The sequence below is a fragment of the Reyranella sp. genome (assembly GCF_965279625.1).
Taxonomy (GTDB): Bacteria; Pseudomonadota; Alphaproteobacteria; order Reyranellales; family Reyranellaceae; genus Reyranella.
The window spans coordinates 3,568,691-3,594,439 of record NZ_OZ257251.1 but is presented as its reverse complement, the minus strand read 5'-3'; the positions used below and the strand labels follow the sequence as shown (position 1 = coordinate 3,594,439).

At 67.0% G+C, this 25,749-nt stretch carries 24 protein-coding genes; 14 read left to right on the top strand and 10 right to left on the bottom strand.

What is annotated here, in order from left to right:
- The first annotated feature begins 10 nt into the window (after window positions 1-10).
- Together ACQY78_RS17405 and ACQY78_RS17400 are read left to right on the top strand one after the other, a co-directional pair.
- Window positions 11-832, top strand: a complete 822-nt coding sequence (locus ACQY78_RS17405; RefSeq protein ID WP_428677091.1) for an NYN domain-containing protein — start codon at window positions 11-13, stop codon at window positions 830-832.
- A gap of 115 nt (window positions 833-947) precedes the next feature.
- The gene (locus ACQY78_RS17400; protein WP_428677090.1) at window positions 948-1,988 is read left to right on the top strand and encodes a fatty acid desaturase; all 1,041 of its coding nucleotides are present in this window, start codon (window positions 948-950) and stop codon (window positions 1,986-1,988) included.
- Here the strand turns inward: ACQY78_RS17400 and ACQY78_RS17395 are convergent.
- The 4 genes from ACQY78_RS17395 to ACQY78_RS17380 form a co-directional block, all read right to left on the bottom strand.
- Window positions 1,977-3,932: an adenylate/guanylate cyclase domain-containing protein gene (locus ACQY78_RS17395; protein ID WP_428677088.1), complete on the bottom strand. Its 1,956-nt coding sequence runs from the start codon at window positions 3,930-3,932 to the stop codon at window positions 1,977-1,979. The two genes, ACQY78_RS17400 and ACQY78_RS17395, sit on opposite strands and share 12 nt — an antisense overlap.
- Window positions 3,933-3,955: 23 nt before the next feature.
- Window positions 3,956-4,579 carry an MSMEG_1061 family FMN-dependent PPOX-type flavoprotein gene (locus ACQY78_RS17390; protein ID WP_428677086.1) on the bottom strand — a complete coding sequence of 208 codons (624 nt, stop codon included), beginning with the start codon at window positions 4,577-4,579 and terminating at the stop codon, window positions 3,956-3,958.
- A gap of 91 nt (window positions 4,580-4,670) precedes the next feature.
- Window positions 4,671-5,726: an LLM class flavin-dependent oxidoreductase gene (locus ACQY78_RS17385; RefSeq protein WP_428677084.1), complete on the bottom strand. Its 1,056-nt coding sequence runs from the start codon at window positions 5,724-5,726 to the stop codon at window positions 4,671-4,673.
- 2 nt (window positions 5,727-5,728) lie between these two features.
- Complete coding sequence (locus ACQY78_RS17380) at window positions 5,729-6,631, bottom strand: transcriptional regulator GcvA (RefSeq protein WP_428677083.1); 903 nt, start codon at window positions 6,629-6,631, stop codon at window positions 5,729-5,731.
- A gap of 116 nt (window positions 6,632-6,747) precedes the next feature.
- On the opposite strand from ACQY78_RS17380, the gene ACQY78_RS17375 reads away from it, so the two are divergent.
- The 5 genes from ACQY78_RS17375 to ACQY78_RS17355 all read left to right on the top strand — a co-directional run bounded on the left by ACQY78_RS17375 (window position 6,748) and on the right by ACQY78_RS17355 (window position 11,411).
- Window positions 6,748-6,951 (top strand): DUF1127 domain-containing protein, encoded by a 204-nt coding sequence (locus ACQY78_RS17375; protein ID WP_428677081.1) that lies wholly within the window; start codon window positions 6,748-6,750, stop codon window positions 6,949-6,951.
- Window positions 6,952-7,104: 153 nt separating this feature from the next.
- Window positions 7,105-8,331 carry a tetratricopeptide repeat protein gene (locus ACQY78_RS17370; protein ID WP_428677080.1) on the top strand — a complete coding sequence of 409 codons (1,227 nt, stop codon included), beginning with the start codon at window positions 7,105-7,107 and terminating at the stop codon, window positions 8,329-8,331.
- Window positions 8,332-8,373: 42 nt separating this feature from the next.
- Window positions 8,374-9,768: a 3-isopropylmalate dehydratase large subunit gene (gene leuC / locus ACQY78_RS17365; protein ID WP_428677078.1), complete on the top strand. Its 1,395-nt coding sequence runs from the start codon at window positions 8,374-8,376 to the stop codon at window positions 9,766-9,768.
- A 128-nt stretch (window positions 9,769-9,896) separates the two neighbouring features.
- Window positions 9,897-10,514: a 3-isopropylmalate dehydratase small subunit gene (leuD, locus tag ACQY78_RS17360; protein ID WP_425068949.1), complete on the top strand. Its 618-nt coding sequence runs from the start codon at window positions 9,897-9,899 to the stop codon at window positions 10,512-10,514.
- 33 nt (window positions 10,515-10,547) lie between these two features.
- A complete protein-coding gene (locus ACQY78_RS17355) occupies window positions 10,548-11,411 on the top strand; it encodes an EamA family transporter (protein ID WP_428677076.1) in 864 nt (287 codons plus the stop codon).
- On the opposite strand, the gene ACQY78_RS17350 is transcribed toward ACQY78_RS17355, so the two are convergent.
- On the bottom strand, window positions 11,384-11,893 hold the full coding sequence (locus tag ACQY78_RS17350; RefSeq protein WP_428677075.1) for an Lrp/AsnC family transcriptional regulator: 510 nt from the start codon (window positions 11,891-11,893) through the stop codon (window positions 11,384-11,386). The two genes, ACQY78_RS17355 and ACQY78_RS17350, sit on opposite strands and share 28 nt — an antisense overlap.
- 135 nt (window positions 11,894-12,028) lie before the next feature.
- Between ACQY78_RS17350 and ald the strand changes: the two genes are divergently transcribed.
- Entirely contained in the window at window positions 12,029-13,144 is a 1,116-nt protein-coding gene (gene ald / locus ACQY78_RS17345) for an alanine dehydrogenase (protein WP_428677074.1), read from the top strand.
- 69 nt (window positions 13,145-13,213) lie between these two features.
- Here the strand turns inward: ald and ACQY78_RS17340 are convergent, their stop codons facing one another.
- A complete protein-coding gene (locus ACQY78_RS17340; RefSeq protein ID WP_428677072.1) occupies window positions 13,214-14,494 on the bottom strand; it encodes an ArgE/DapE family deacylase in 1,281 nt (426 codons plus the stop codon).
- Window positions 14,495-14,551: 57 nt separating this feature from the next.
- On the opposite strand from ACQY78_RS17340, the gene ACQY78_RS17335 reads away from it, so the two are divergent.
- Window positions 14,552-16,114 carry an AMP-binding protein gene (locus ACQY78_RS17335; protein WP_428677070.1) on the top strand — a complete coding sequence of 521 codons (1,563 nt, stop codon included), beginning with the start codon at window positions 14,552-14,554 and terminating at the stop codon, window positions 16,112-16,114.
- A 1-nt stretch (window position 16,115) separates the two neighbouring features.
- Here ACQY78_RS17335 and ACQY78_RS17330 read toward each other — a convergent pair whose 3' ends face one another.
- Together ACQY78_RS17330 and ACQY78_RS17325 are read right to left on the bottom strand one after the other, a co-directional pair.
- Complete coding sequence (locus ACQY78_RS17330; RefSeq protein ID WP_428677069.1) at window positions 16,116-17,690, bottom strand: DHA2 family efflux MFS transporter permease subunit; 1,575 nt, start codon at window positions 17,688-17,690, stop codon at window positions 16,116-16,118.
- A gap of 93 nt (window positions 17,691-17,783) precedes the next feature.
- The gene (locus ACQY78_RS17325; RefSeq protein WP_428677067.1) at window positions 17,784-18,962 is read right to left on the bottom strand and encodes an HlyD family secretion protein; all 1,179 of its coding nucleotides are present in this window, start codon (window positions 18,960-18,962) and stop codon (window positions 17,784-17,786) included.
- 251 nt (window positions 18,963-19,213) lie between these two features.
- Between ACQY78_RS17325 and ACQY78_RS17320 the strand changes: the two genes are divergently transcribed.
- The 3 genes from ACQY78_RS17320 (at window position 19,214) to ACQY78_RS17310 (ending at window position 22,652) form a co-directional block, all read left to right on the top strand.
- Window positions 19,214-20,872, top strand: a complete 1,659-nt coding sequence (locus ACQY78_RS17320; RefSeq protein ID WP_428677065.1) for a flavin-containing monooxygenase — start codon at window positions 19,214-19,216, stop codon at window positions 20,870-20,872.
- The gene (locus ACQY78_RS17315; RefSeq protein ID WP_428677064.1) at window positions 20,869-21,558 is read left to right on the top strand and encodes a hypothetical protein; all 690 of its coding nucleotides are present in this window, start codon (window positions 20,869-20,871) and stop codon (window positions 21,556-21,558) included. The genes ACQY78_RS17320 and ACQY78_RS17315 overlap by 4 nt, the downstream gene beginning before the upstream one ends.
- 62 nt (window positions 21,559-21,620) lie before the next feature.
- Window positions 21,621-22,652 carry a lysine-2,3-aminomutase-like protein gene (locus ACQY78_RS17310; protein ID WP_428677062.1) on the top strand — a complete coding sequence of 344 codons (1,032 nt, stop codon included), beginning with the start codon at window positions 21,621-21,623 and terminating at the stop codon, window positions 22,650-22,652.
- Window positions 22,653-22,684: 32 nt separating this feature from the next.
- On the opposite strand, the gene gcvA is transcribed toward ACQY78_RS17310, so the two are convergent.
- Complete coding sequence (gcvA, locus tag ACQY78_RS17305) at window positions 22,685-23,608, bottom strand: transcriptional regulator GcvA (RefSeq protein WP_428677060.1); 924 nt, start codon at window positions 23,606-23,608, stop codon at window positions 22,685-22,687.
- 141 nt (window positions 23,609-23,749) lie between these two features.
- Between gcvA and ACQY78_RS17300 the strand changes: the two genes are divergently transcribed.
- Window positions 23,750-23,986, top strand: a complete 237-nt coding sequence (locus ACQY78_RS17300; RefSeq protein WP_428677058.1) for a DUF1127 domain-containing protein — start codon at window positions 23,750-23,752, stop codon at window positions 23,984-23,986.
- A gap of 61 nt (window positions 23,987-24,047) precedes the next feature.
- Window positions 24,048-25,181: a bifunctional DNA-binding transcriptional regulator/O6-methylguanine-DNA methyltransferase Ada gene (gene ada, locus ACQY78_RS17295; RefSeq protein ID WP_428677057.1), complete on the top strand. Its 1,134-nt coding sequence runs from the start codon at window positions 24,048-24,050 to the stop codon at window positions 25,179-25,181.
- On the opposite strand, the gene ACQY78_RS17290 is transcribed toward ada, so the two are convergent.
- The gene (locus ACQY78_RS17290; RefSeq protein ID WP_428677055.1) at window positions 25,115-25,720 is read right to left on the bottom strand and encodes a Smr/MutS family protein; all 606 of its coding nucleotides are present in this window, start codon (window positions 25,718-25,720) and stop codon (window positions 25,115-25,117) included. The genes ada and ACQY78_RS17290 overlap by 67 nt on opposite strands.
- Window positions 25,721-25,749: the final 29 nt, after the last annotated feature.

Below are 25,749 nucleotides of genomic sequence, written 5' to 3'. Positions count from 1 at the left end.
GAGCATCCACATGGCCGAAGACACCCGCCCCCGCCGCTTCGCCGTCCTGATCGACGCCGACAATACGTCACCGCGCATCGCCGCCGGCCTGTTCGAGGAGATCGCCAAGTTCGGCGAGGCCAGCGTTCGCCGCATCTACGGCGACTTTTCGAGCACGCGCCTCAAGTCGTGGGCCGAGATCCTGCAGAAGTACGCGATCGATCCCTATCAGCAGTTCGCCTACACGTCGGGCAAGAATGCTTCCGACATCGCGCTCGTGATCGATGCGATGGACCTGCTGCACAGCCGGCGGTTCGACGGCTTCTGTCTCGTCTCCTCCGACAGCGACTTCACACGCCTTGCATCCCGCCTGCGCGAGGAGGGGGCCGACGTCTATGGCTTCGGCGCGCAAAAGACACCCGAAAGCTTCCGACAGGCCTGCCGGCGGTTCATTTACACTGAGAACCTCCTGCCCGAGGCCGCGGTAACCACGGCCGGCGAGGGCGCGGCTCCGAAATCTTTGCAGCCCGCCAGCGCCGCCATCCCCTTCCTGACGAAGGCGATCGCGCAGATGGAGACGGAAGACGGCTGGGTGAGTCTCGGCGCGGTCGGCCAGCGACTCGCCAACATCGCCTCGGATTTCGACCCGCGCACCTACGGCTTCCGCAAACTCAGCGACCTCATCCGCAAGACCGGCGCCTTCGACATGGAACAGCCGGACGGACGCACCGTGCGCATTCGTGCCAAGCCGCCCCAGCCCCTTGCGGAAAGCGCCCCCGCCCGCAGTCGCGGCCGTGGCAGGGGACGTGGCAGAGGAGCCGCTTCCGCCGCGCCGCGGTCACAATCGGCTTAGTCGCCATAGAGTCGCAGCGCTGGGCCATTTCGCTCGTTGCTTTTGTCCAGACCGCCCCCTAAGCCCGATTTGCGGTTGCCGACGCCCGCTCCTCTTCTCAAGGAAATCCACTCGTTTGAGCACCCCTCTGGAAGCTGCCGGCCCGCGCGAGCAGGTGGCGAAAGCCGCCCGCGCCTGGGCTCAGGTCCTGTCGCGCTATCGCCAGCCCAGCAACAGCCGCAGCATTTTCGAGATCGCCGTCACGGTGGTGCCGCTGGTCGCCTTGTGGGCCCTGGCCTGGGCAACGCTCGACATCGGCTATTGGCTGGCGCTGCCGCTGGCCTTCGCGGCCGGGGCCTTCATGGTTCGGCTGTTCGCGATCCAGCACGATTGCGGGCATGGCGCCTTCTTCCGCCAGCGCTCGGCGAACGACTGGATCGGGCGCCTTGCCAGCGTGCTGACGTTGACGCCTTACGACGTGTGGCGCCGCACGCATGCGACCCATCACGCCAGCACCGGCAATCTCGACAAGCGCGGCCTCGGCGACGTCGACACGCTGACGGTCGAGGAATATCGCGCGCGCTCGATGTGGGGCCGGCTGCGCTATCGTCTCTATCGCCATCCGCTGGTCATGTTCGGTCTCGGACCGGCCTACCTCTTCATCGTCCAGCATCGCCTTCCGATCGGCCTGATGCGCGATGGCTGGCGGCCGTGGGTCAGTACGATGACGAACAACCTGGCGATCGTTCTGGTCGCCGGTCTGCTCATCTGGCTGGTCGGCATCAAAGCCTTCCTGCTGATCCACCTTCCGGTGCTGCTGCTCTCCGCCTCGGTCGGGGTCTGGCTGTTCTTCGTCCAGCACCAGTTCGAGCATACGAAGTGGGACAACGATCCCGATTGGAACCTGCACGAAGCCGCCCTGCACGGCAGCTCGCACTACGATCTGCCGGCTTTCCTGCGCTGGTTCACCGCCAACATCGGCATCCATCACGTCCATCATCTCAGCAGCCGCATCCCCTACTACCGGCTGCCGCTCGTGCTGCGCGACCACCCCGAGCTTCGGGAGGTCGGGCGCTTGACCCTGCTCCAGAGTTTCCGTTGCGTGCGCCTGGTCCTGTGGGACGAGACGCAGCGTCGCCTCGTGTCCTTCCGCGAGGCGCGCGCCTCACGCGTCTGAGGGACAGCTCTTCAGCAGATTTGCGGCGGCTGGATCGCCCGGCGCCAGCGCGAGGCAGTCCTCGAAGAGGGTTCGCGCCGTGGCGATGTCATGGTGTAGCAGGGCCTCGACCCCGCGCAGCAACGACGCGCGCGTTCTGAGCTTGGCCTCGCGCTCCGGCGGCGGGTCGCGGTCGAACACCTCGAACAGCACCACCGGCCGCGTCTTGCCCCTGACCACCACGACATCGAGGGGACGGATCGCGTAGGCATCGGGATCCGCCAGCTGATCGTAGGTGTACTGCGAGATCAGCATGCGGACCCGGTAGACCTTCGTGAGGCTCTCGATCCGCGAGGCAAGGTTGACCGCATCGGAGATCACCGTGCCATCCATGCGATGCAGCTCGCCGATCGTTCCCATCATCAGCGAGCCGGTGTTGAGACCGGTCCCGATGGCCACCGGCGCCAGGCCCTTTGCCGCGCGCGGGGCATTGAACGAGTCCAGCGCGTCCAGCATGGCGAGACCGGCCCGCAAGCCGTCGTCAGCCGTTTCGAACAGGGCCATGATCGCATCGCCGATATATTTGTCGATGAAGCCGCCATGGTCGCGGATCACCGGCCCCACATGCTCGAGATAGGCGTTGATGAACGCGAAGTTCTCGTCCGGTGTCATCGTCTCCGACAGCGCCGTGAAGTTGCGAATGTCGGAGAACATGATGGTCATGTGCTCGCGCTTGTTGTCGCCCAGCGCGACCGAGACGATGTTCGGCTTGCCGATCTTGGCGAGGAACGCCTGCGGCACGAATCGCTCGATCGCCAGGTTGGTTTCCCGCAGATCGTTGATCCTCGACCGCACCGAATCGCGCATCGACGCGAAGCTGCGGGCGAGATGTCCGATCTCGTCGCTGCGGTCGGTGTTGGCAATCGCATGATCGAGGTCACCGCCGGCGATGGCGCCGGCCTCGCCGCGCAGGTTCAGCAGCGGATCGATAATCTGGCGCTGCAACAGCCGCGAGGCGATCCAGAAGATCAACGGCAACATCAGCGCCAGCATGACCATCGAGCTCACGAACACATGCACGACGGCCTGTCGGGCGAGCGCCAGGTCGTAGGTGACCTTGCGCACGATCATCATCGGCCTCTCGCCCTTGATCGTGTCCGCCCTGTTGTAGCGGCTGTAGGTCGTGACGCCGTGGCCGGAAGCGTCAGGCACCTCGAGGCGCCCTTCCCTCAGGATCTCCCGAGTCAGCTTGGGATCGAGCTTCTCGCCGGGCCGGATCAGCGACCAGGTTCCCGACGCATTGATCAGGTAGATGTCGACATCGGTCACATAGGCGTTCGACTTGACCGCGTCGGAAAAGTAATCGTGGAAGAAGTACTGGCTCATCCAGCTGAAGTCGCTCTGCTTCAGCGTCGCGCGGACCTCGGTGGAGGCCTCGATGAGGTAGTCCTTACCCGGTGGGCCGTAATAGGTGTAGGTGCGCAGCGTGCCGGTCACCGACGACAGGTCGATCCCGTCGCTCATCGCCTTGCCCTTGCCGAACACCGAATCGAGGAAGTCGGTGAAGGGCCCCTTCGGAAAGACCAGGCCCATATCGTAGGCCAGGTTGGTGTTGAAGATCTTGTGGTCGCGATTGATGAAGTAGAGGTGCGCGACACCGTATTTGGCCGAGAGCGCGTTCAGTTCGTCGACCGTCAGGTCGGCCGGAGCGCGGCCCATGCGCTCCACCTCCGCCTCGATCTGGGGCAGCACCTTGGCCATGACCGCCGTGTTGCGCTCGTTCTCGCTGCGCAGCATCGTTTCGAAGACGTCGAAGCGTTCGCTGAGGCTGGCCTCGATGCGGCGCAGCTCCTCGTCCTGCAGCCTCGAGACCAGGCGGTACATGGCGAGCGACGCCACGATCGTCGCGCCCAGGCTCACGGCCACCAGGACCGTGAGCAGGAAGAGACCGACCTTTCGCTTCATCGAAGGGCCGGTCCTTCAGCCGATCAGGTATTCTGCCACAGCCGTGTCGTATAGGCGCCCTCGACATTGGCGTCGATCTGCGCCGCGACGGCCTCGCTCTCGCCGATGCGGGGCGCGATGATCTTGCCGAACGAGATGCGTCCGGGCGCCGGCCAGGCCTTCGGGTCCCACAGCTTGGCGCGCACGATCGAGCGGGCGCAGTGAAAATAGCAGTGCTGGATATGGACGCGTGTCGCCAGCAGCGCCGGCTTGCCGAGCGAGCTCAGCGACGCGAGAAGGTCGGCGTCGTCGTGGATCTCCGCGGTGCCGGAAATGCGCAGCGTCTCGCCGGTCGCCGGCACCAGCGCGATGATGCCGATCTTGCCGGTGGCGATGATGTTGCTCAGGCCAAACGCCAGGTTGTTGCCGACCCGCTCGGGGATCACCAGCGTCTTTGGATCCTCCATCCGGATGAAGCCCGGTTCGTCGCCCTTGGGAGACACTTCAATGGTGCCGTCCGCCGACGTCGTGCCGACCAGGGCAAAGGGGCAGCGCTTCAGGAACTCGATCGACTGATCGTCCAGCGCGTCGAGGATCTTGACGCGCGCGGCCGGCCGCGGCTCGGCAATGATGCGCCGCAGCTCTTCCGTCGTGCTGATGCGAGCCATGAGACAACTCCTTGGAAACGCGTTTCGGGGCAACATCCGCTACTTGCGAACGACTTGCAACCTCGGCTGCGTTGGGGGCTCTCCGCCTCCATCATGCGAAGTGCGGCGCCACCTCGAGCATGAAGCGCTGCATCTGCTCCTTCACCATCGCATGCGGCTTCTGGCCGTAGTTGAAGTAGAGGATGACCTCGGCGACGCCGGCCGCTTCGACCTGCTTCAGAGTGTCGACGATGTGCTGTGGGCTGCCGCACAGGATCGACTTGTCGGTCAGCTTCTCCGGCCGCATGTCGCGCAGGATATTCACGATGTCGACGAAGTACCTGTAGGTCGGCGGCACCTTCTCGCCCGTCGCCGAGGGAAAGGCCGCGATCAGCGCATCCTGGAAGTAGCGGACCAGCGCTTCCTTGCCGTAGCGCTCCTCCTCCGGCGTCGAGGCGATGTGCACGAAGTAGGAGCACATGGCCCGCCGCATCGGCCGCTTGAACCCGGTCTCGCAGGTCTCGCGATAGACCCGCACCGCGTCGGCCAGCGAGCCGTAGACCATGGCCGCGGCGAACGGCGCATAGATCACGTTCCAGTCGTTCTTTGCCGCCAGCTCCATCGACGGCCGCGAAAAGCAGGCCACATACGGCCTGAGAGGGCTCTGCGCCGGCTTCGGGCGCACCTCGACGTCGTTGAACTCGTAGAACCGGCCCTTGTGGGACCACGTGCCGGGCTCGGTCCAGGCGCGCCACACGATCTCCAACCCCTCGGCGAACAGCTCGGCGGAGTCGTCGAAGGGCATCTGGAACGGATCGTATTCCTTGCGATCGTAGCCACGGCCGGCGGCGAAATCGACCCGGCCGCCCGACAGGAGATCGAGCGTTGCCCATTCCTCGGCGACATGCAGCGGATGGTGCACCGGCAGCAGGGTCACGGCCGGCGCCAGCCGCAGCTTGGTCGTGGCGCCCGCCAGTTGCGCCAGCATCGCCAACGGCGAGGCGTTGACGCCCAGCAGGTTGAAGTGATGTTCGCCGATCCAGGCCGAGTTCAGCCCGACCTTCTCGGCCCACAGCGCCTCGGCGTAGATGTCCTTGATGAAGGATTCGGCTGTGCGCGGATTGTTCGGATAGCGGTTGTCCGAGAGCGTGAAGTAACCGAACTGCATGATCAGGCCGCCTGCTGCGCCACTTCGGAGAGGGAGACGATCCAGTCGCGGAACGCCTTGATCTTGCGCCGCCGGATCGCCTCCGGCGGATAGACGAGATAATAGGCGAAGTCCGAGGAGCGCTTGAAATCGAAGGGGACGACCAGCCGGCCGGCCTTGAGGTCGGGCTCGACCAGAGGGTTGCGCCCCAGCGCGACGCCCAGCCCGTCCATCGCCGCCTGATAGGCCGCCAGCGCGAAATCGAACGAGACGCCACGCGAGGCATCGAAACCCTTCACGCCCGCGGCCGTCAGCCAGACCTGCCAGTCGTCGGGAAAGCTGCCGATATGGAGCAAGGTGAAACGCTTGAGGTCGGCCGGCTTCTTGAGGCCGTTCGGTCCCTTGAGCAGTGAGGGCGCGCAGACCGGCATGACGTCCTCGCTGACCAGTCGCTCGGCCAGCAGGTTCGGCCATTGGCCGCGGCCATAGCGGATGCCGATGTCGACGTCCTCGCGCGAGAAATCCACCAGCGACGTGCCCGTCGAGATGCGGACGTCGATCTCCGGATGCGAGCGTTGGAAGCCGCCCAGTCTCGGCACCAGCCATTTCACCGCGAAGGACGAGGTCGTGGTCACCGTGAGGTTGCCGCCCTTGTCCTTCTGCAGCAGCTTCTCGGTCGCCTCGTTGAGCTGGTCGAAGGCCGCACGGACCGAGGGGAGATAGGCCTGACCGGCCTCGGACAGCAGCAGCGAACGATTGCGCCGCACGAACAATTTTAATCCGAGTCTCTGCTCGAGGCCGCGCACCTGGTGGCTGATCGCGGCCTGCGTGACGCTCAATTCCTCGGCGGCATCGGTAAAACTCATATGGCGTGCCGCGGCTTCGAAGGCACGCAAGCCGTTGAGCGGCGGCAGGGATCGTTTCATCGCGAATCCTTCACATGAGCTATTTTAATCAAAACAGGACAAAGGGTCGTTTGTAAAGGGGGCCCCCCGGGCGCACATCCACGCCAACAGAGTTCAACCCTTTCGGGAACAGTTCGATGGCCAACATATCTCTCCAGTATTCTTCGCAGGCCTCGATGGCCGGCACCTTCACCGCCTTCGGTCAGATCCTGGCGACGTGGCGCGAGCGCGCCCGGCAGCGCCGCGAGCTTGCCAACCTCGACTACCGCACGATGCGTGATCTGGGCATCAGCCCGACCGACGTCCAGTTCGAGGCGAACAAGCCCTTCTGGCGCGGCTGACATCCGAATCCGGAGGGGTCCCGTTTCATACCCTGCACGGGACCATCCCACTCCGGTACCTGGCCGGCGGTCGCCCCTGCCTCCCTTGCGACCGCCGGCTTTTTCTTGCCCGTTCTTCTTTGCCAGCCGGCGCGGCTCTGCTAGAGCCGCCGCGTGGCGCTCAATGACCAGCAGATCCAGGCCCTCGGCCGCGACGCCCTTCAGCGGGCGGCGGCAGGCGATTTCGCGTCCGCCGAAGAGATGTTCGCCCGCATCGTCGAGGCGCGGCCCAACATGGGCCAGGCCCTCCATCTGCTGGGCCAGTTCCGGCTCAAGCTGGGCCGATTCGCCGAGGCTCGCGAGCCGCTGGAGCGCGCCGCCCAGTTCCTGCCGCGCGACGTCTCGGCCCAGACCAACCTCGCCGGCTGCCTGATCCAGCTCGGCCGGCACGAACAGGCGCTGGCCGCCCTCGCCAAGGCCGCGCGGCTGAAGCCGGACGACGCCGCCATCTCGCACAATACCGGCCGCACCCTAGAAGCCCTGGGGCGGACCGAGGAAGCCGAGCGCGCCTACGATCTCGCTCTGTCGATCGACCATCGGCTGCTGCCGGCGCTCAGCGCCCGGGCGGAGCTTCTGGTCGCGCGCGGCGAATGGGCGGGTGCCCTTGCCGATCTCGAAACGGCGCTGGTCAGCCAACCCAACGAACCGCGCATCAGGCTGCGGCGCGGCGAGCTGATGCTGCGCCAGGGCGACTGGTGGCGCGGGCTTGCCGACTACGAGGCGCGGCTGGAGATCCCGGGCGAGCGTTACACGCCGGACCTGCCGCGCTGGCAGGGCGAATCGCTGGAAGGCCGTCTGCTGCTCTATCCCGAGCAGGCCGACATCGAGAGCGACGCCGCCCTGCGCGATACGTTGATGCTGGCGCGCGGGGTCGAGGCCAGCGTGCAATGCAGCGCGACCCTCGCCGACTGGCTCGACGGTCCCACGGTACGACGTGGCGAATCCCTGGAAGGGTTCGCGGCCGCCGCTCCGCTGCGCAGCCTGCCACTCCTCCTGAATTGGACGAGCGACGCGCCGCCGCCGTCCGCCAGGCTAAGACGCACGCCCGAACCTTCGTCGCGCATCGGATGGTTCACCGCCGCCGAACCGCCCCCGGCCCTCGCCGGGCTCGATCTCGTGCGCACCTCCGACGAGATCGCGGCTTGTCGCCTGGTCGTGGGCGACGACATCTGGCCTGTTCATGCTGCGGCGGCGCTCGGCATCCCGACCGTGATCCTGCTGCCCCGTATCGCAGACTGGCTCTGGGGACCGAGGCTCGGAATATCGCCGTGGTATGCGTCTGCGGAACTACTGCGCGACGATGATCGCGAAGGGCTGGCGGCGCGGCTCGCCGGGTGCTGATATCCGCCTCCGGCGGAAACCCCACACCCAGAGGCCAAACCCATGGGCAAGACCCTGTTCGACAAGATCTGGGACAGCCACGTCATCACCGATCTCGGCAACGGCTTCGTGCTGCTGCACATCGATCGCCTGCTGCTCCATGACATGTCGGGGGGCAAGGCGCTGAAGGAAGCCATCGATAAAGGCTATCCGCCGGTGCAGCCGCGCCTGATCTACGGCACGCCCGACCACACCATGTCGACCAGGCCCGGCCGCACGGAACATACCCATCCGCCGGGCCTGCCGCTGATCAAGTCGATGCGCGAAACGACCAGCGCCTACGGCATCAAGCTGTTCGACCTCGGCCAGGACGGCCAGGGAATCGTGCACGTGATGGGCCCCGAGCAGGGGCTGACGCTTCCCGGCACGACGCTGGTGTGCGGCGACAGCCATACCTCCACCCATGGCGGCATGGGCGCGCTGGCCTTCGGCATCGGCTCGTCCGAGCTGGTGCATGTAATCGCCACGCAGACCATGGTGCAGCGCAAGCCCAAGCGTATGCGCGCCAGCTTCGAGGGCAAGCTGATGCCGGGCGTCACGGCCAAGGACATGATCCTTCACCTGATCGGCGAACTCGGTACGGCCGCCGGCACCGGCTACTCGGTCGAGTATGCGGGCTCTGCCGTGCGGGCGCTGCCGGTCGAGGCGCGGCTGACACTCTGCAACCTCACCATCGAGATGGGCGCGCGCACCGGCATGGTGGCGCCCGACGACACGACCTACGAATACCTGAACGGCCGCGACTATGCGCCGAAGGGCGCGATGTGGGACCGCGCCGTCGCACACTGGCGCTCCCTGCCGACCGATCCCGATGCCGAGTTCGATCGCGAGCACACGATCGACATGAAGAACGTCGCGCCACAGATCACCTGGGGCACCAGCCCCGAGCATGTCATTGCCGTCGATCGCGCCATCCCCGATCCGCGCACCGGTCCCGAAGAGAAGCGCGGCGCCTGGGAAGCGGCGCTCCAGTATCAGGGGCTCGAGCCCGGCAAGCCGATCGAGGGCACACAGGTCGACTGGGTGTTCATCGGCTCCTGCACCAACAGCCGCATCTCCGACCTCCGCGCCGCCGCCGAGATCGTGAAGGGCCGCCACAAGGCCGACCATGTCACCGCCTGGGTCGTGCCGGGTTCGGTGCGCATCAAGGCCGAGGCCGAGGCCGAGGGCCTCGACCGTGTGTTCACCGACGCCGGCTTCGAATGGCGCGAACCCGGCTGCTCGATGTGCCTCGCCTCCAACGGCGAAAGGGTGCCACCCGGCAAGCGCAGCGTCTCGACCTCCAACCGCAACTTCGTCGGGCGCCAGGGCCCCGGCGCGCGCACCCATCTCGCGAGCCCCGCCATGGCCGCCGCCGCCGCCATCAAGGGCGCCATCGCCGACGTGAGAAAGATGTAACGCAAGACCTCACCCTGAGGAGCGCGTAGCGCCTCGAAGGGTGAGAACGAGCACCACGATTGTTGCCCATCCTTCGAGACGCGCGCTGCACGCGCTCCTCAGGATGAGGTGGTAGGAGGAGACTCAGGATGGACAAGTTCACCAAGGTGACGGGCGTCGCCACGCCGCTGATGCGCCAGAACGTCGACACCGACCTGATCATCCGCATCGAGCGGCTGGTCGACAATGTGACGCGCGAGGGGCTCGGGCCCTATGCCTTCGAGCAGATCCGCTTCAAGCCCGATGGCAGCGAGGATCCGGACTGCATCTTCAACCAGACGCCCTATCGCGATGCGCCGATCATCCTCAGCCGGGAGAATTTCGGCTGCGGCTCGAGCCGCGAGGGCGCGGTGTGGGCGCTGAAGGGCATGGGCATCAAGGCGGTGATCGCGCCCTACTTCGGCGACATCTTCAACAACAACTGCTTTCAGAACGGGCTATTGCCGGTGGCTTTGCCGATCCACGAGATCGAGCAGCTCGCCGACGAGATGAAAGCCTCGCCCGGCAACGCGCGCATCACCGTCGACCTCGAGAACTGCCAGGTGATCTCGCCGACCGGCCGCACCATCCCGTTCCAGGTCGATGCCAGGCGCCAGCACGCCATGCTGAACGGGCTCGACGACATCGCGCTCACCATGTCGCGGCGCGACGAAATCGAGGCGTGGCAGTCCTCGGACAAGAGCTCGCGTCCGTGGGTCTGGCTGTAGGCACTTGAGCCCGCTGCATCCCCTGCGTCGGGCATGAGCCCGACGCACTTAGCGGCGGCCCTCCTCATCGTGGCGATGTGGGGGCTGAACTTCACGGTCATCCGGTTCGGCCTCGACGAGTTCACGCCCTTCGCCTTTGCGACCTGGCGTTTCCTGCTGGGCGCGCTGCCGGCTTTGTTCATTCCGAAGCCCAACGTATCGTGGGCGGCGCTCGCCGGGATCGGCGGCCTGATGTTCGCCGGCCAGTTCGTCTTCCTGTTCTTCGCCATGGGCGCGGGTCTGCCGCCCGGACTCACCTCTGTGCTGGTGCAGCTCCAGGGGCCGCTCACCGTCGTGCTGGCCGCCTTGTTGCTGCGCGAGCATGCGACGCGGGGGCAGTGGCTCGGCCTCGCCGTCGCGGTCGCCGGCGTCGTGCTGCTCGCACGCTCGATCTCGGACGACACGCCGCTGCTCGCCGTCGGCCTGGCGCTGATGTCGGCCTTCACCTGGGCGCTGGGCAATCTCGTCTTCCGCTCGGCCCGCGGCGTTTCGATGTTCGCCGTCACCGTCTGGGCGAGCGTCCTGCCGCCGATCCCCCTGGCGCTCGCGTCCCTCGTGCTCGACGGGCCGGCGGCGCTCGCCGCGCCGATCCTCGCGCCGACCTGGCTTGGCTGGTTCGTACTCTTCTACACGGTCGTTCCGGTGATGTGGCTGGGCTACCTGATCTGGGGCACCTTGCTGCGCACCTATCCCGCCGCGAAGGTCGGCCCCGTCAGCCTGCTCGTGCCCTGCGCAGCGATCGCCATCTCGGCCTACCTGACCGGCGAGCCGCTGTCCGGGGAGCGCCTCGTGGCCGTGGCGGTCGTGCTGGGCGGCGTGGCGATCGGCGTCTATGCCTCGGCGCGCCGCCTGCGCTGAGCCCCTCGCGCGGACTTGCCGAACACCGACGGTGGGACGGCGCGAGCCACGACCTCGCGCAGCGCGAAGCTCGATTCCAGCCGGGCGACCCGCGGCAGGCGCGAGAGTTCGGTGCGATGGATGCGCTCGAAATCCTCGATGTCGCGCGCCAGCACGATCACGACATAGTCGTCGCTGCCCGACATCAGGAAGCAGCGCACCACCGAGGGGCAGTCGAGCACTCCCGCCTCGAACGCTTTCAGCGCCTCGTCGCTCTGGCTCTCCAGAGTGATCCGCACCACCACCGTCGTGCCCAGGCCGAAGCGGCCGAGATCGAGCACGGCCTGATAGCCGCGGATGAGGCCCGCCTCCTCGAGCGCGCGCTGCCGCCTCGCCACTGCCGTGGCGGACAGGCCGACCCGCGCGGCAAGCTCGACCTGGCTGACGCGGGCATTCTCCGTCAGCTCCGACAGGATGGTGGCGTCGATCTTGTCGAGATGCATGTGCGGAATCCTGCGTGCTTTCGCGGTTCAACGTAGAATTTCGGCAGGAGAGACACAATTCATCTTCAGAATGCCGGGAAACAAACCCGCCTTCCTTGGTTTGATGACACCCGAAACAGCCTGGAGATTTGTCCTATGCGCGTCGGTGTGCCGAAAGAGATCAAAATGCATGAATATCGCGTCGGGCTGACGCCCGGCGCGGTCCGCGAATACGTCCATGCCGGCCACGAGGTCGTGGTCGAGACCGGCGCCGGCGCCGGGATCGGAGCAAGCGACGAGGTCTACCGCACGGCGGGTGCCCGCATCGCCGGCACCGCCGCCGAGATCTTCTCGACCGCCGAGATGATCGTGAAGGTGAAGGAGCCGCAGCCCGGCGAATGGGCGCAACTGCGCTCCGGCCAGATCCTGTTCACCTATCTCCATCTCGCCGCCGATCCAGCACAGGCCAAGGGCCTGCTCGACTCGGGCTGCACCGCCATCGCCTACGAGACCGTGACGGATCCTCGCGGCGGCCTGCCGCTGCTGGCGCCGATGAGCGAGGTCGCCGGGCGACTTTCGATCGAGGCGGCGGGCGGCGCGCTGCAGCGCCATCGCGGCGGCCGCGGCCTGCTGCTGGGCGGCGTGCCGGGCGTCAAGCCGGCCCATGTCGTCGTACTGGGCGGCGGCGTCGTGGGCACGCATGCCGCGCGCATGGCCGCAGGCCTCGGCGCCGAAGTCACGGTGCTCGACCGCTCGCTGCCGCGGTTGCGCGAGCTAGACGACCTGTTCCAGGGCCGGGTCCGCACGCGCTATTCGACGATCGACTCCATCGAGCAGGAAGTGTTCTCGGCCGACGCCGTGATCGGTGCCGTGCTGGTGGCCGGCGCCACCGCCCCCAAGCTGGTGACCAAGGCGATGCTCAAATCGATGAGGCCGGCTTCGGTGATCGTCGACGTCGCCATCGACCAGGGCGGCTGCTTCGAGACCTCGCACGCCACCACGCATGCCGAACCGACCTACGAGGTCGACGGCATCATCCACTATTGCGTGGCCAACATGCCGGGCGCGGTGCCGGTGACCTCGAGCGAGGCGCTGAACAACGCGACCCTGCCCTTCGGCCTCGCTCTGGCCGCCACGGGCCTCGCCGCCCTCGCCGGGAACCCGCATCTCGCGGCAGGCCTCAACGTCCATCGCGGCCGGCTGACGCACAAGGCGGCCGCCGCAAGCCTCGGCCTTGCCTACTCGCCCGCCGAACAGGCGATCGCTGCGTGATCCTCAAACTCTTCCCCTTTGCGGAGTCCGCAAAGGGGAAGTGCCCTCGTCATACGACGGCGATGAGGTCTAGACCTTCTCCAGGCCGCACCATTCGGCGATGAACAGCGCCGTCGACTGAGTGATCTTGCGGATCGACTCGATGTTCACCCGCTCGTCGAAGCCGTGCACGTCGTCGGACTGCGGCCCATAGACCAGCGCCGGCAGGCCGGCATAGAGGCCGAAGAAGCGGGCATCGGTCGTGCCGGTGGTGCGGCGGTCGTCGAGTTCCGCGCCAAACACCGTCTTGTGCGCCTCGGCCAGGACGTCGCGCACATGCTCGTGGTTCTTGAGCACGTAGGGCTCGGCCTGGAAGCCTTCCCAGCTCACCGTCGGCAGGTTGTTGCCGAGGAAGGGATCGTTGGCCGCGGCCTGACGGATCGTGTCCTCGACCTCCTGCCGGCACTCCTTGAGCGTCTGTGTCGGCAGCACGCCGACGCGCATGTCGAAGGTGCACCAGGACGGGACCGAACTGGCCCAGTCGCCGCCCGCGATCTTGCCGACGTTGAAGTTCACCGGATGGTGATGGTCGCAATAGTGCTTGTCGTGGGCCTTCAGCGCGTTCCACTTCTTCTCGAGTTCGCGCAGCTGCTGGATCAGACGGAAGGCCGATTCGATGGCGTTCGAGCCGGCATCGGCCTTGTAGACATGCACCGGGTGGCCGGTGACCTTGACCTGGAACCACATGACGCCGACCTGCGCCACGGTGAGCGTGCAGCCCGACGGTTCAGGGATCAGCGCCGCCTCGGCGCGATAGCCGCGCTGCAGGCAGGCGAGCGCGCCGTTACCGGTGCATTCTTCCTCGACCACCGACTGCTGATAGACGTCGGCCGCCGGCATGTAGCCCAGCGCGCGGAGCGCGCGCAGCGCGAAGACGTTCAGGATCAGCCCGGCCTTCATGTCGCCCGAGCCGCGGCCGTACATCCAGCCGTCCTTGACGTAGGCGTCGTAGGGATTGCGCGTCCACATCTCGTGCGGCCCCTCGGGCACCACGTCGATATGGCCGTTGAGGATCAGCGACCGGCCCTTCGGATTGGACGGCCGCCAGGCGCCGACCACGTTCCAGGCATCGTCGTAATCCAGCGAATGCGGCGAGTAGCCCGGCAGGTGCTTGAGGTCGTCGATCTTGACCTGCCAGCGATCGATGCCGAGCCCGTCCTCCTTGAAGAGGCGGGCCATCATGTCCTGCGCCGGGGCTTCCTGGAACCGGGTCGAGGGAATCCGTACCAGGTCGGCCAGTACGTTCGTCTGATCGTCGAAGCGGCGATCGACTTCGTCCATGATTTTGGACTTGAGCGATGAATCGAGCATGCGTGGACTTTGGCGCAGCCCCGGTACGCCGTCTATAGTTTCGGCGGAGGAAACAAAATGTACCCGGGCAAAAATGCGACGACGCAGGCGTCCCATCCTGCGGTGATCATGGCCGGCAGCGGCGAGACCGTGACCTATGGCGAGCTGGAAGCGCGCAGCAACCGGCTGGCGCACCTGCTGCGCGCCCATGGCGTGAAGCGGCTCGACCACTATTCGATCTTCATGGAAAACAACGCGCGCTACGTGGAGTGCTGTACCGCCGGCGAACGCGCCGGCACCTACTACACGTGCGTGAATTCGTTCCTGACGGCCGAAGAGCTTGCCTACATCCTGAACAACAGCGCCTCGAAAGTGCTGATCACCTCCCAGGCCAAGCGGGACGTGGCCCTCGCGGCCCTGCCGCACTGTCCGGGGATCGCGCTCTGCATCGTCGTCGACGGGCCCGGTGGCGGATCGGCCGGCCGCGCGAAGATCGTCAATCTCGCGCAAGAGACGACCGGCTTGCCCGCGACGCCGATCGCCGACGAGTCGCTCGGGACCGCGATGCTCTACTCGTCCGGCACTACGGGACGGCCAAAGGGGATCGTACGGCCGCTGGCCGAACAGGCGCCGTCGCAGCTCCTGCCGATCTTCTCCTTCCTGCTGAAGCTCTGGCAGTACCGCGAAGGCATGATCTACCTCTCGCCGGCGCCGCTCTACCATTCGGCGCCCCAGGCGGCGGTGAACCTCACGATCCGCATGGGCGGCACCGTGATCATCATGGAGCGTTTCGACCCCGAGCATTACCTGCAGCTCATCGAAAAGCATCGCGTCACGCACAGCCAGCTCGTGCCGACGATGTTCTCGCGGATGCTGAAGCTGCCGGAGGAGACGCGGAAGCGGTACGACCTCGGTTCGCTGGAGATCGCCATTCATGCGGCGGCGCCCTGCCCGGTCCAGGTGAAGGAACAGATGATCGGCTGGTGGGGCCCGATCATCCACGAATATTACGGCGCCACCGAGGGGCTGGGCTTCACCGCCTGCAACTCGCAGGAATGGCTGGCGCACAAGGGTACGGTGGGACGCGTCCTCCTGGGCGAACTGCACGTGCTCGACGATGACATGAAGCCGCTGCCCACCGGCACGGCCGGGACCCTGTGGTTCAGAACCGCGACGCCGTTCGAGTATTTCAACGACCCCGCCAAGACGCGCGAGGCGCGCTCCGAGGACGGCACGATGAGCACGGTGGGCGACGTCGGCTATGTCGATGCGGACGGCTACCTCTACCTGACCGACCGCGCGACCTTCATGATCATTTCCGGCGGCGTGAACATCTACCCGCAGGAATGCGAGAACCTGCTGATCACCCATCCCAAGGTGGCCGACGCGGCGGTGTTCGGCGTCCCCAACGCCGATCTCGGCGAGGAGGTGAAGGCCGTCGTCCAGCTCATGCCGGACGTGCCGAAGACGAGCGCCACCGCCGAGGAGCTGATCGCCTTCTGCGGCCAGCATCTGGCCCGGCAGAAGGTGCCGCGCTCCGTCGATTTCGAAGACGAGCTGCCGCGCTTGCCGACCGGCAAACTCTACAAGCGCCTGCTGCGCGACCGTTACTGGGGCGACAAGAAGAGCCGCATCGTGTGACTCATCGGCGCGACCGGCGCTGCGAACGCGACAGCATCGCCGCGGGAAACAAGGCCAGAAGCGCCACCACGCCCACGACGATGAACGTATCGGAGAACGCCATCATCTGCGCGTTGCTTTGCAGCATCGTGGCCAGATATTCGAGGGCGCCCGCCTTCTGCTGTTGGAACGGCAGGCCACTTTTCTGCATCAGGTGCTCGACCTGGGTGAGCATGCGGTCGGTCGTGCGGTTGCCCCAGTCTTGCGTCGCCGTCAGCGCGTCGGCATGGAAGCGGGTGCGGATCTCGAAGAAGGCGACCATCAGGTTGATCCCGAAAGCACCGCCGAGCTGGCGCATGAAGTTGGCGACGCCCGAGCCCTGGCGCACCTTGTCGGCCGGCAGCGCCTTCAGCGACGAGGCGTTGAGGCTGGGGTTGATGAAGCCCAGCCCCAGCCGGGACACCATGACCATGCAGACCAGCGTCCAGAAGGTCGTGTCGATGTCGGCGGTCGTCATCCAGGCGAAGCCGGCGGCGAACAGGATCAGCCCGCCAATGATCATGGTCGAGGCCGGCATCGCGTCCGACAGCCGCCCGGCCAGCGGGAAGATGAAGGCCAGCATGATGCCAGCCGGCATCATCATCAGCCCGGCCAGCAGCGGCGTGAAGCCGATGATGGTCTGCACGAAGACCGGGATGATGTAGGTTGAGCCCATCATGCCGGCGCCGAAGATGAAGGCGATGAGGGCGGCAGCGGCGAACTCGACATTGCCGAAGATGCGCACGTCGAGCAGCGCCCGCGGCGTATAGAGCTCCCAGCAGACGAAGGCGACCGTGGCCACGGCGCCGAGGACCAGCCGGAACACGATGGTGTCGGAGCTCCAGCCCTCGCGCTGGCCGTCGGCGATGCCGGTCATCAGCCCCAGCAGCGCCGTGCAGAGAAGCGCGAAGCCCAGCCAGTCGAAGGGCGGGATGACCTTGGGGATGGGCCGGGTCGGCATGAACACCATGCCGAGGACGGCCGCGACGACGCAGAAGGGCAGCGAGATGAAGAAGACGTAGCGCCACGAGAAGTATTCGATCATCAGGCCGCCCAGGGTCGGCCCGATCGCCGGCGCGAAGACGACGCCGAGACCGAACACGCCCATCGCCATACCGCGGCGCTCCGGCGGGAAGACGGTGAAGATCGTGGCCATGACCAGCGGCTGGGCGATGCCGGCGCTGAACCCCTGCAGGACGCGGGCGAAGATCAGCGCATCCTCGGTCGGCGCCGAGCCGCCCATCAGCGCGCCCACCGAGAAGAAGAACAGCGCGCCCACGAAAGTGCGGCGCTCGCCCAGGATGCCGCTCACCCAGGCGTTGATCAGCATGCCGGCCGTCATCGTCGCCATATAGGCCGACGACATCCATTGCGCCTTGTCCTGGCCGATGCCGAAGGCGCCCATCACGTCGGGCACCGCCACGTTCACCGTGGTCATGGCGAGCACCATGGAAACGACGCCCATCATGCCGGTGACGGTGACCAGCCAGCGATAGGAAGGACCGTAGCGCTCGGTGAGTGCCGCGGCGGTCTGAAGGGGAACGGCGGCGGCGCTCATGGCGCCGCGGGCGCGCCACTCCAGTGGCGCGTCATATCTGGCGAAAGAGGAAGATCGCGCCACTGGAGTGGCGCGCCCCCAGCGTTCAGAGAGTCAGCGAATGTCAATTTCGACTTCGACCATCATGCCGGGCGTGAGCGGCTTCGGCATCTGGACGATGTCGATCTTCACCGGCACGCGCTGCGTGATCTTGGTGAAATTGCCCGACGGATTGGGCGTCGGCAGCAGCGCGAAGCGCGCGGTCGTGGCACTGCCGATGCGACCCACGCGGCCGACGAACGTGTCGTTGGGATAGGCGTCGACCGAGACGCGCACGGCCTGGCCAAGCTTGAGCTTGCCGACCTGGGTTTCCTTGATGTTGGCCTCGACCCAGACCTCGTCCGGATTGTGCAGCAGCAGGATGCGTTGTCCCGCGGCCACATATTCGCCCGGCAAGGTGAAGGTGCGGTCGATCACGGCCGGGATCGGACTCTTGATCGTGCGGTCCTCGACATCGACCTGCTGCTGGCGCATTTGCGCGGCCAGCACCGCGACCTGATGGGTCAGCGCCTCGATCTGGGCGTCGATGATGCCCAGCCGGTCGTGGCCGACCCGCGCCTCGCCGAGGCTGCCCTCGGCCTGCTCATGCTCGGCTTGGAGCTGCAGGATCTGGATTTCGAGCTTCGTGACCGCCGCCTGCGCCACCTGGAGCTGCCGCTCGTTGACGACCTTGCTGGCGAACAGCGTCCGGCTGCGGTCGAGTTCGAGCCTGGCGAAATCGAGGTCGGCATTCAAGGCGGCCAGTGCCTTCTCGCGGACCGTGATGGTCGAGGTGCGAGTGCGCATCGCGGCATCTGCCTGATTCTGGTCGAGCTTGCGCTCGGCCCGCAGTCTCGCCCGTTCGACCCGCACGCCTTCGATCTGCGCCCGCAAGCCGTCGACGCGAAGCTTGGCCGCGCGGTCGTCGATCTTCACCAGGGTCTGGCCCGCCTCGACGCGCTGGCCCTCGCGCACCGGAAGCTCGACGATCCAACCTTCGGCGCGGCTCGACACCGTCACGATGTCGGCGGTCACGCGGGCGTCGTACTCGTAGACATGGGTGAGACGCAGGTGGAGCTCGCGGCCGCCATAGGCGACGGCGGCGAGCAGCACGAGGGCGATCGCGATGAAGCGCGGACGCAGCAGCACGCGCACGATGCCGGACGTTCGGCTCAGCCGTCCACGAGGCATCACGCCAACGGCGGGCGATTCTGGCGGCGTTTTCACGGCGGGCGGCGGCACCGACTGATCCACGACCTATCCTGCCGTTCTCAACCGGGGTTTCGCGCTGTTGTCATGAAAAAAGAATAGTGCCGAAACAATCGGCGGGCCAACGATCTTCGCGCGAGAACATGGATTTGCAGCAACGCGTGCCTTGCATGGCGCACTACCAGTTCCGCATGCGGGCTCGACGCTCTTGCCAAAGCAGGCGACCGGGTCGACGCTGATCGCGCAGCCCGTCGGACACCGCTCGCAGAGCAAAAATTCAACCAGGACCCGCCGCCATGCCCGATGCTTCCCACACCCCCGCGCCTCGCCCGCTCGATGTCGCCCCCCTCGATGTGGCGATCGTCGGCGGCGGACTGGCAGGCCTCTATGCCATCCACCGGCTGCGCAAGCTCGGCCTCAAGGTCCGGGCTTACGAAGCAGGATCGGGCATCGGCGGCACGTGGTTCTGGAATCGCTATCCGGGCGCGCGCTGCGACGTCGAGAGCCTAGAATATTCGTACAGCTTTTCAGACGAGCTGCAGCAGGAGTGGAAGTGGCCGGAGCGCTACGGCACGCAGCCCGAGATCCTGAGATACATCAACCATGTCGCCGACCGCTTCGACCTGCGCCGCGACGTGCAGCTCGACACACGGATCAAGTCGGCGCTGTTCGACGGCAAGGCCAACGAGTGGACGCTGCGCACCGAGAAGGGCGAGGAGATCCGCGCGCGCTACTGCATCATGGCGGCGGGCAATCTCTCGACGCCGCGCGTGCCCGACTTCAAGGGCATCGGGAGCTTCAAGGGCAAGTGGTACCATTCGGGCCTGTGGCCGCATGAGGGTGTCGACTTCACCGGGCTGCGGGTCGGCGTCATCGGCACGGGCTCCTCGGGCGTCCAGATGATCCCGCTGATCGCGCAGCAGGCCAAACATCTGCATGTCTTCCAGCGCACCGCCAATTTCAGCCTGCCGGCGCGCAACGCGCCCATGGAGGAAGAGCGCGAGAGCCGCCACAAGGCCGAGTATCCGGCCCGCCGGCGCGCCGCCTACGACACGCCCTTCGCGATCGGCGGCTACCCGCGGCCGACCAAGTCGGCCCTCGAAGCCACCGAGCAGGAGCGCAACGCCGCCTACGAGTCCAAGTGGCAGGAGGGCGGCAGCATCAGCTACCTCTACACCTACACCGATCTGCTGGTGAACAAGGAGGCCAACGACACGGCCTCGGAGTTCGCGCGCAACAAGATCCGCGGCATCGTGAAGGACAAGGCGACGGCCGAGCTGCTGGCGCCGAAGGATCACCCGATCGGCACCAAGCGGCTCTGCCTCGATACGAACTATTACGAGACCTACAATCGCGACAACGTCGTGCTGGTCGATGTGCGCAGCGACCCGATCCAGGAGATCACCGAGAAGGGCGTGCGTACGGGCAAGAAAGAGTACGAGCTCGACGCCATCGTCTTCGCCACCGGCTTCGACGCCATGACCGGCGCGCTGCGCGAGATCGACATCCGGACGAGCGACGGCGCGGTGCTGGCCGACCATTGGGAGGGCGGCCCCCTCACCTATCTCGGCCTGATGGTCTCGGGCTTTCCCAACATGTTCGTCGTCACAGGTCCCGGCAGCCCCGGCGTGAAGACGCAGATGATCGCGTCGATCGAGCAGCATGTCGACTGGATCGCCGATGCGCTCGGCCATCTCGGCAAGCACCAGCTCGACCGCATCGAGCCGTCGCCGCAGGCCGAGGCCCAGTGGGTCGAGCACGTCAACGCGGTGGCCGACAGCACCCTCTATCCGCTGGCCAATTCCTGGTACGTGGGCGCCAACATTCCCGGCAAGCCGCGCGTGTTCATGCCCTATGTCGGCGGCTTCGATCGCTACAAGAAGCGCTGCGACGAGGTCACGGCCGGCGGCTACGAAGGCTTCACGCTCAGCCGTCACAAAGCCGAAGTAGCTTGAGCGCCACCTTCGTTCATCACCGCATCGACGCCGCGCCGCGTCGATGGCAGGCCGTGGCCGATCGGCTGTCCGGCGACGGCGCACGACGCATCGCCGAGGCCGGTGGCCAACTCTATGGCGCCTGGCGCAGCCAGATCGGCCGCCCGCGCGACGAGGTTCAGGCGATCAGCGTCTGGCCGCAGGGGATCACGGCGGCGGCCGCCGAACGCACGCTGCTGGCGAAGTCCGACGACATCCGCGCGGTAACAAGCGAGGTCCTGACGCCGACGCTTCGCCCGACCGATATGGTGCCGCCCACCCGCCAGGGCAATTACGCCTTCCGCTGGTTCGCCGTGCCGGAACCGAACTGGCCGGAGTTCCTCGATCTCTGCGCCGCCGCGTGGCCGGGCTTCGAGGGCGCCTACGATTCGCAGGTGATCGGCCTCTGGCAGGCGACCGGCGACCGTACCGGCGCCGGCCCGGACGAGGTGACGGGCGCCGGGCTGCACAGCGGCGTGCGCAGCCTGCTGCTGACCCGCCGGCCCAATCTCGCGATGTGGGAGCGCTCGAAGCTGCCCGAAGGCGAGGTCGAGGCGGCGGTCCGCGACAAGCTCAGCCGCCGCTACGACCTCTGCGACTGGACCGTGGTGTCCACCGCGACGCTTCTGACCGCCGTCGACCGCACCGATACGGCTCGCTGGACCTGAGGGGCGCCGGACCTGAGCAGCCGCTGGACTCAAGCGGCGCTGCCGCCTATCTCCACGCCGCCATGCCGACGCTGCGCTCCCTGGACGCCCTGGAACGCGAGGGCCTCCTGTCGCCCGATCCGCGGCTGCAGGACGCCGCGCAGGCGATGGCGATTGCCATCACGCCGGAGATGGTCGCACTGATCGACCGCTCGCGCCTGGCCGACGATCCGATCGCCCGGCAGTTCGTGCCGAGCGGCGCCGAGGCCGAGATCGCGCCGGGCGAGCTGGCCGACCCGATCGGCGACGAGGCGCGGTCGCCCGTGAAAGGCATCGTCCATCGCTATCCCGACCGGGTGCTGCTGAAGCCGCTCCATGTCTGCCCGGTCTATTGCCGCTTCTGCTTCCGCCGCGAGAAGGTGGGCCCGGGCGGCGAGGCCCTGTCGGCCGAAGAGCTGGCGGCAGCCCTCGCCTATATCCGCAGCCGGCCGGAAATCTGGGAAGTGATCCTGACCGGCGGCGACCCGCTGATGCTGGCGCCACGCCGCCTGGCCGAACTGATGGCGGCGCTCGATGCCATCCCGCACGTGGCGATCGTACGCCTGCACAGCCGCGTGCCGATCGTCGATCCCGAGCGGGTTACCGACGAACTCGTGCGGGCACTCAAGCCCGGCCGGGTCGCCGTCTGGCTGGCCGTTCACTGCAATCATGCCCGGGAACTCGCCCCCTCGACCCGCGCCGCCCTGGCGCGGCTGGCCGACGCCGGCCTGCCGCTGATGGGCCAGACGGTCCTGCTGAAGGGCGTGAACGACACCGTCGAGACCCTGGAGCAGCTGATGCGCGCGCTCGTGACCGCCCGGGTGAAGCCCTACTACCTTCATCACCCCGACCTCGTGCGCGGCACCGGCCACTTCCGGGTGTCGATCGCGGAGGGACAGATGCTGATGAAAGCCCTGCGCGGGCGGCTCTCCGGGCTCGCCCAGCCGACCTACGTGCTGGACGTGCCCGGCGGTCACGGAAAGGTCCCCGTCGGACCCTCCTATCTGGCCGAGGATCCCGGCGCCCTGACGGTCGAGGACGTCTTTGGCGGGCAGCACCGCTACCCGTCCGACTGACCCTCTAGCCATTAGAATTTTTCGGGAGCGTCCTAGCGGCGGCCGGTCGCGGTAAGGGCCGGGCGCGCGCTCCGCGCCTGCGGTGCGGCTAGCTCCTCGACCAGCCATTCCTCGAAGGCCTTGGTCTTGGGACGGCTCACCGATGCGGGCGGACAGACGAACCACCACGCCTTGCCGCTGTCGACGATCTGCTCGAAGGGCTGGAACAGCCGCCCCACCGACAACTCCTCGCGAAAGAGTTGTGGCGGACCGACGGCCACACCCGCACCTTCCATCGCCGCCTCCACCGCGATCATCGTCGAATCGAAGGTGAGCACGCGCTTGGGCTTGAAGTCGCCGAGGCCCACGGCGCGCAGCCAGATCGGCCATTCGGGATCGTGCGTCATGTCGATGAAGGGCACGCGCTTCAGGTCGTCGAATGTCTTCAGCTTGTCATGATAGCGCTTGCCGCAGAGCGGCGTCAGCACGTCGCTGAACAGCCTCGTTGCATGCAGTTCGGGCTCCGGCTGCACCGTGAACCTGATCGCGCAGTCGACATCCTCGCGCGCGAAGTCGACGCGCTTCTGGCTGGTCGTCATGCGCACCTCGATCTCCGGATGCTTGGCCTGGAAGCGATGCAGGCGCGGCACCAGCCAACCCAGCGCGAAGGTCGTGACGAGGCTCACGTTCAGCGTGCCGGAGTTGGCCTTGCGGCCGACCCGCTCCAGCGCGTTGGTCATGCGGTCGAAGGCATCGCGCAGATCCGGCAGCAGCGCCTCGCCCTCGCTGGTGATCTCGAGACCACGCGGACGGCGCACGAACAGCGCGACGCCGAGCCTCTCCTCGAGCGCCTTTACCTGATGGCTGACGGCCGCCTGGGTGACGTGAAGCTCCTCGGCAGCGTGCGTAAAACTCGCGTGACGGGCAGCGGCCTCGAAGGCGCGCAAGGCATTCAATGGTAGTTGCGAACGGCTCATCTAGGACACACGCTCATAGAAATTCTATGCCTCCCCCGAGCTTTCATCCTTTGCAAGTATCCACAGGATACAGCAAATACAGCGCAGAAACGAGGCGCAACTGCCGATCCCCGGCCTCATCGCCTCAAGCGGAGCTAAGTCATGTCGATCGTATCCAACGTGCGGGTTGCCCGCGCGGAAGCCCCTTCCTTCTCGTTCGGCCGCGCCGTCGCGCTGCTGGCGGGCACGGTTGTGGTCGGGATCGAGAAAGTCATGACCCGAGCCGAGCTCGCCCGTTCGCGAAATCAGCTGGCCCAGCTGGACGAGCGACTGCTGCGAGACATCGGCCTCGACCGCGCCACCGCCCGGTTCGAGGCGACCAAGCCTTTCTGGTCCTAGACCGGAATTGCCGGCGGGCGCCGGATAGAGCAAGTTCGGGTCGTGGTGCTTTGATGGCGCCATGACCCAACACCCTCTTTCGTTTCCCGCCGTGGCCCTCGCCACTTCCCTTCTCCCCGATCCGGAAACCTGCTGGCACGCCGTCCAGCGGCGTGACCGCGTCTACAACGGCAGGTTCTGGTTCTCGGTCAAGACGACCGGGGTCTATTGCCTGCCGTCGTGCGCGGCCCGTCCGCCGTTGCGCCGCAACGTCGACTTCCACGCCTCGCCCGAGGCGGCGGAGGCGGCGGGTTTCCGTGCGTGCAAGCGGTGCAAGCCGCGCGACTGGATCTTGGGGAAGGGGGCCGATCTCGGCCTCAGCCGTCCGGTGGCCGAGGCGTGCGCACTGTTCGACTCGGCGGATGCCGACACCCCGCCTTCCTTGGCCGAGGTGGCGCGCAAGGTCGGCCTGTCGAGCGGTGCCCTTGGCAAACGTTTCCTGGTCGAACTGGGCGTCAATCCGCGGGACTGGCTGGTCGCCCGCAAGCGCGAACGCTTCCGCAGCGCCCTGCGCGGCGGCGCCAGCGTGGCTGACGCCCTCTATGGCGCGGGCTACGGCTCGCCCAGCCGCGTCTACGAAAACAGCGACAAGGCGCTCGGCATGACGCCCGCGACCTATGCGCGGGGCGGCGCCGGCGCCCATATCGACTACACCATGGCCGAGTCTGAGTATGGCCGCGTGCTGGTGGCCGCGACAGAGAAGGGAATCGCCGCGGTGTTCCTGGGCGACGACGACCGTTCGCTCGAGAAGAGCCTGAAGCGGGACTTCCCCGCCGCCGAGCTCAAGCGCAACGACGCCCTGCTCGGCCCGCGCGTGACAGCCGTGCTGTCGCGGCTCTACGGCCGCAAGCCCACCGCGCTCGATGCACCCGACGTGCCGCTCGATATCGTGGGCACCGCTTTCCAGTGGAAGGTCTGGAAGGCGCTGACCGAGATCCCGGCCGGCGAGACCCGCACCTACGGCGAAATCGCCCGCAGCATCGGCGAGCCCAAGGCGGCGCGTGCGGTGGGACGCGCCTGTGCGACCAACCAGGCCGCCGTGGTCATTCCCTGCCATCGCGCCGTCGGATCGAGCGGCGCGCTGACCGGCTATCGCTGGGGCGTGGCGCGCAAGGAACGACTGCTGGCCGAGGAACGACGGCGCAGCAGCAGGTAGAAGGCGCCCGTGCCGCCATGATGGGCGTGGGCGGCGCGGACCGCCCGCACCCGCTCGCGGTTGTCGCCGCGATTGAGCCACCCCACGAACTCGCCACGGATGCGGCCATCGATCGTGCGGCCGCCTTCCTCGCGCAGGCCCTTGCCGGTAACCACCAGCACCACGCGCATGTCCTTCGCCGATACCCTGGCCAGGAAGGCCGTCACGGCCCGCTCCGCCGCCGCGAGCGTCATGCCGTGCAGGTCGATCGTCGCCTCGGGCACCAGCTTGCGCCGCGACAGGGCGCGCGAGACGTCGCGATCGAACTGGCGGTCGTCCGGCGACAGGTCGGAAACGCTGGGCTTGGCGGGCTGTGGCCGAGGGCTCGAGACAAGAACCGGGGGCGGAGCCGCCCCCGGCTTGCCCACGACCGGCTTGCCGGCGGCTTTGCCCCCCGCCCTGGCTTCAGCCGCCGGAACGCGTGCCGCGGCAGCCCGCTTTCGCTTGAGCGGCTTCACGTCGGCCATCGCCGCTGCGAACAATTCGACGTCCTTCACCATGCCATTTCGTCTAGCCTTGGCCGTGAGGC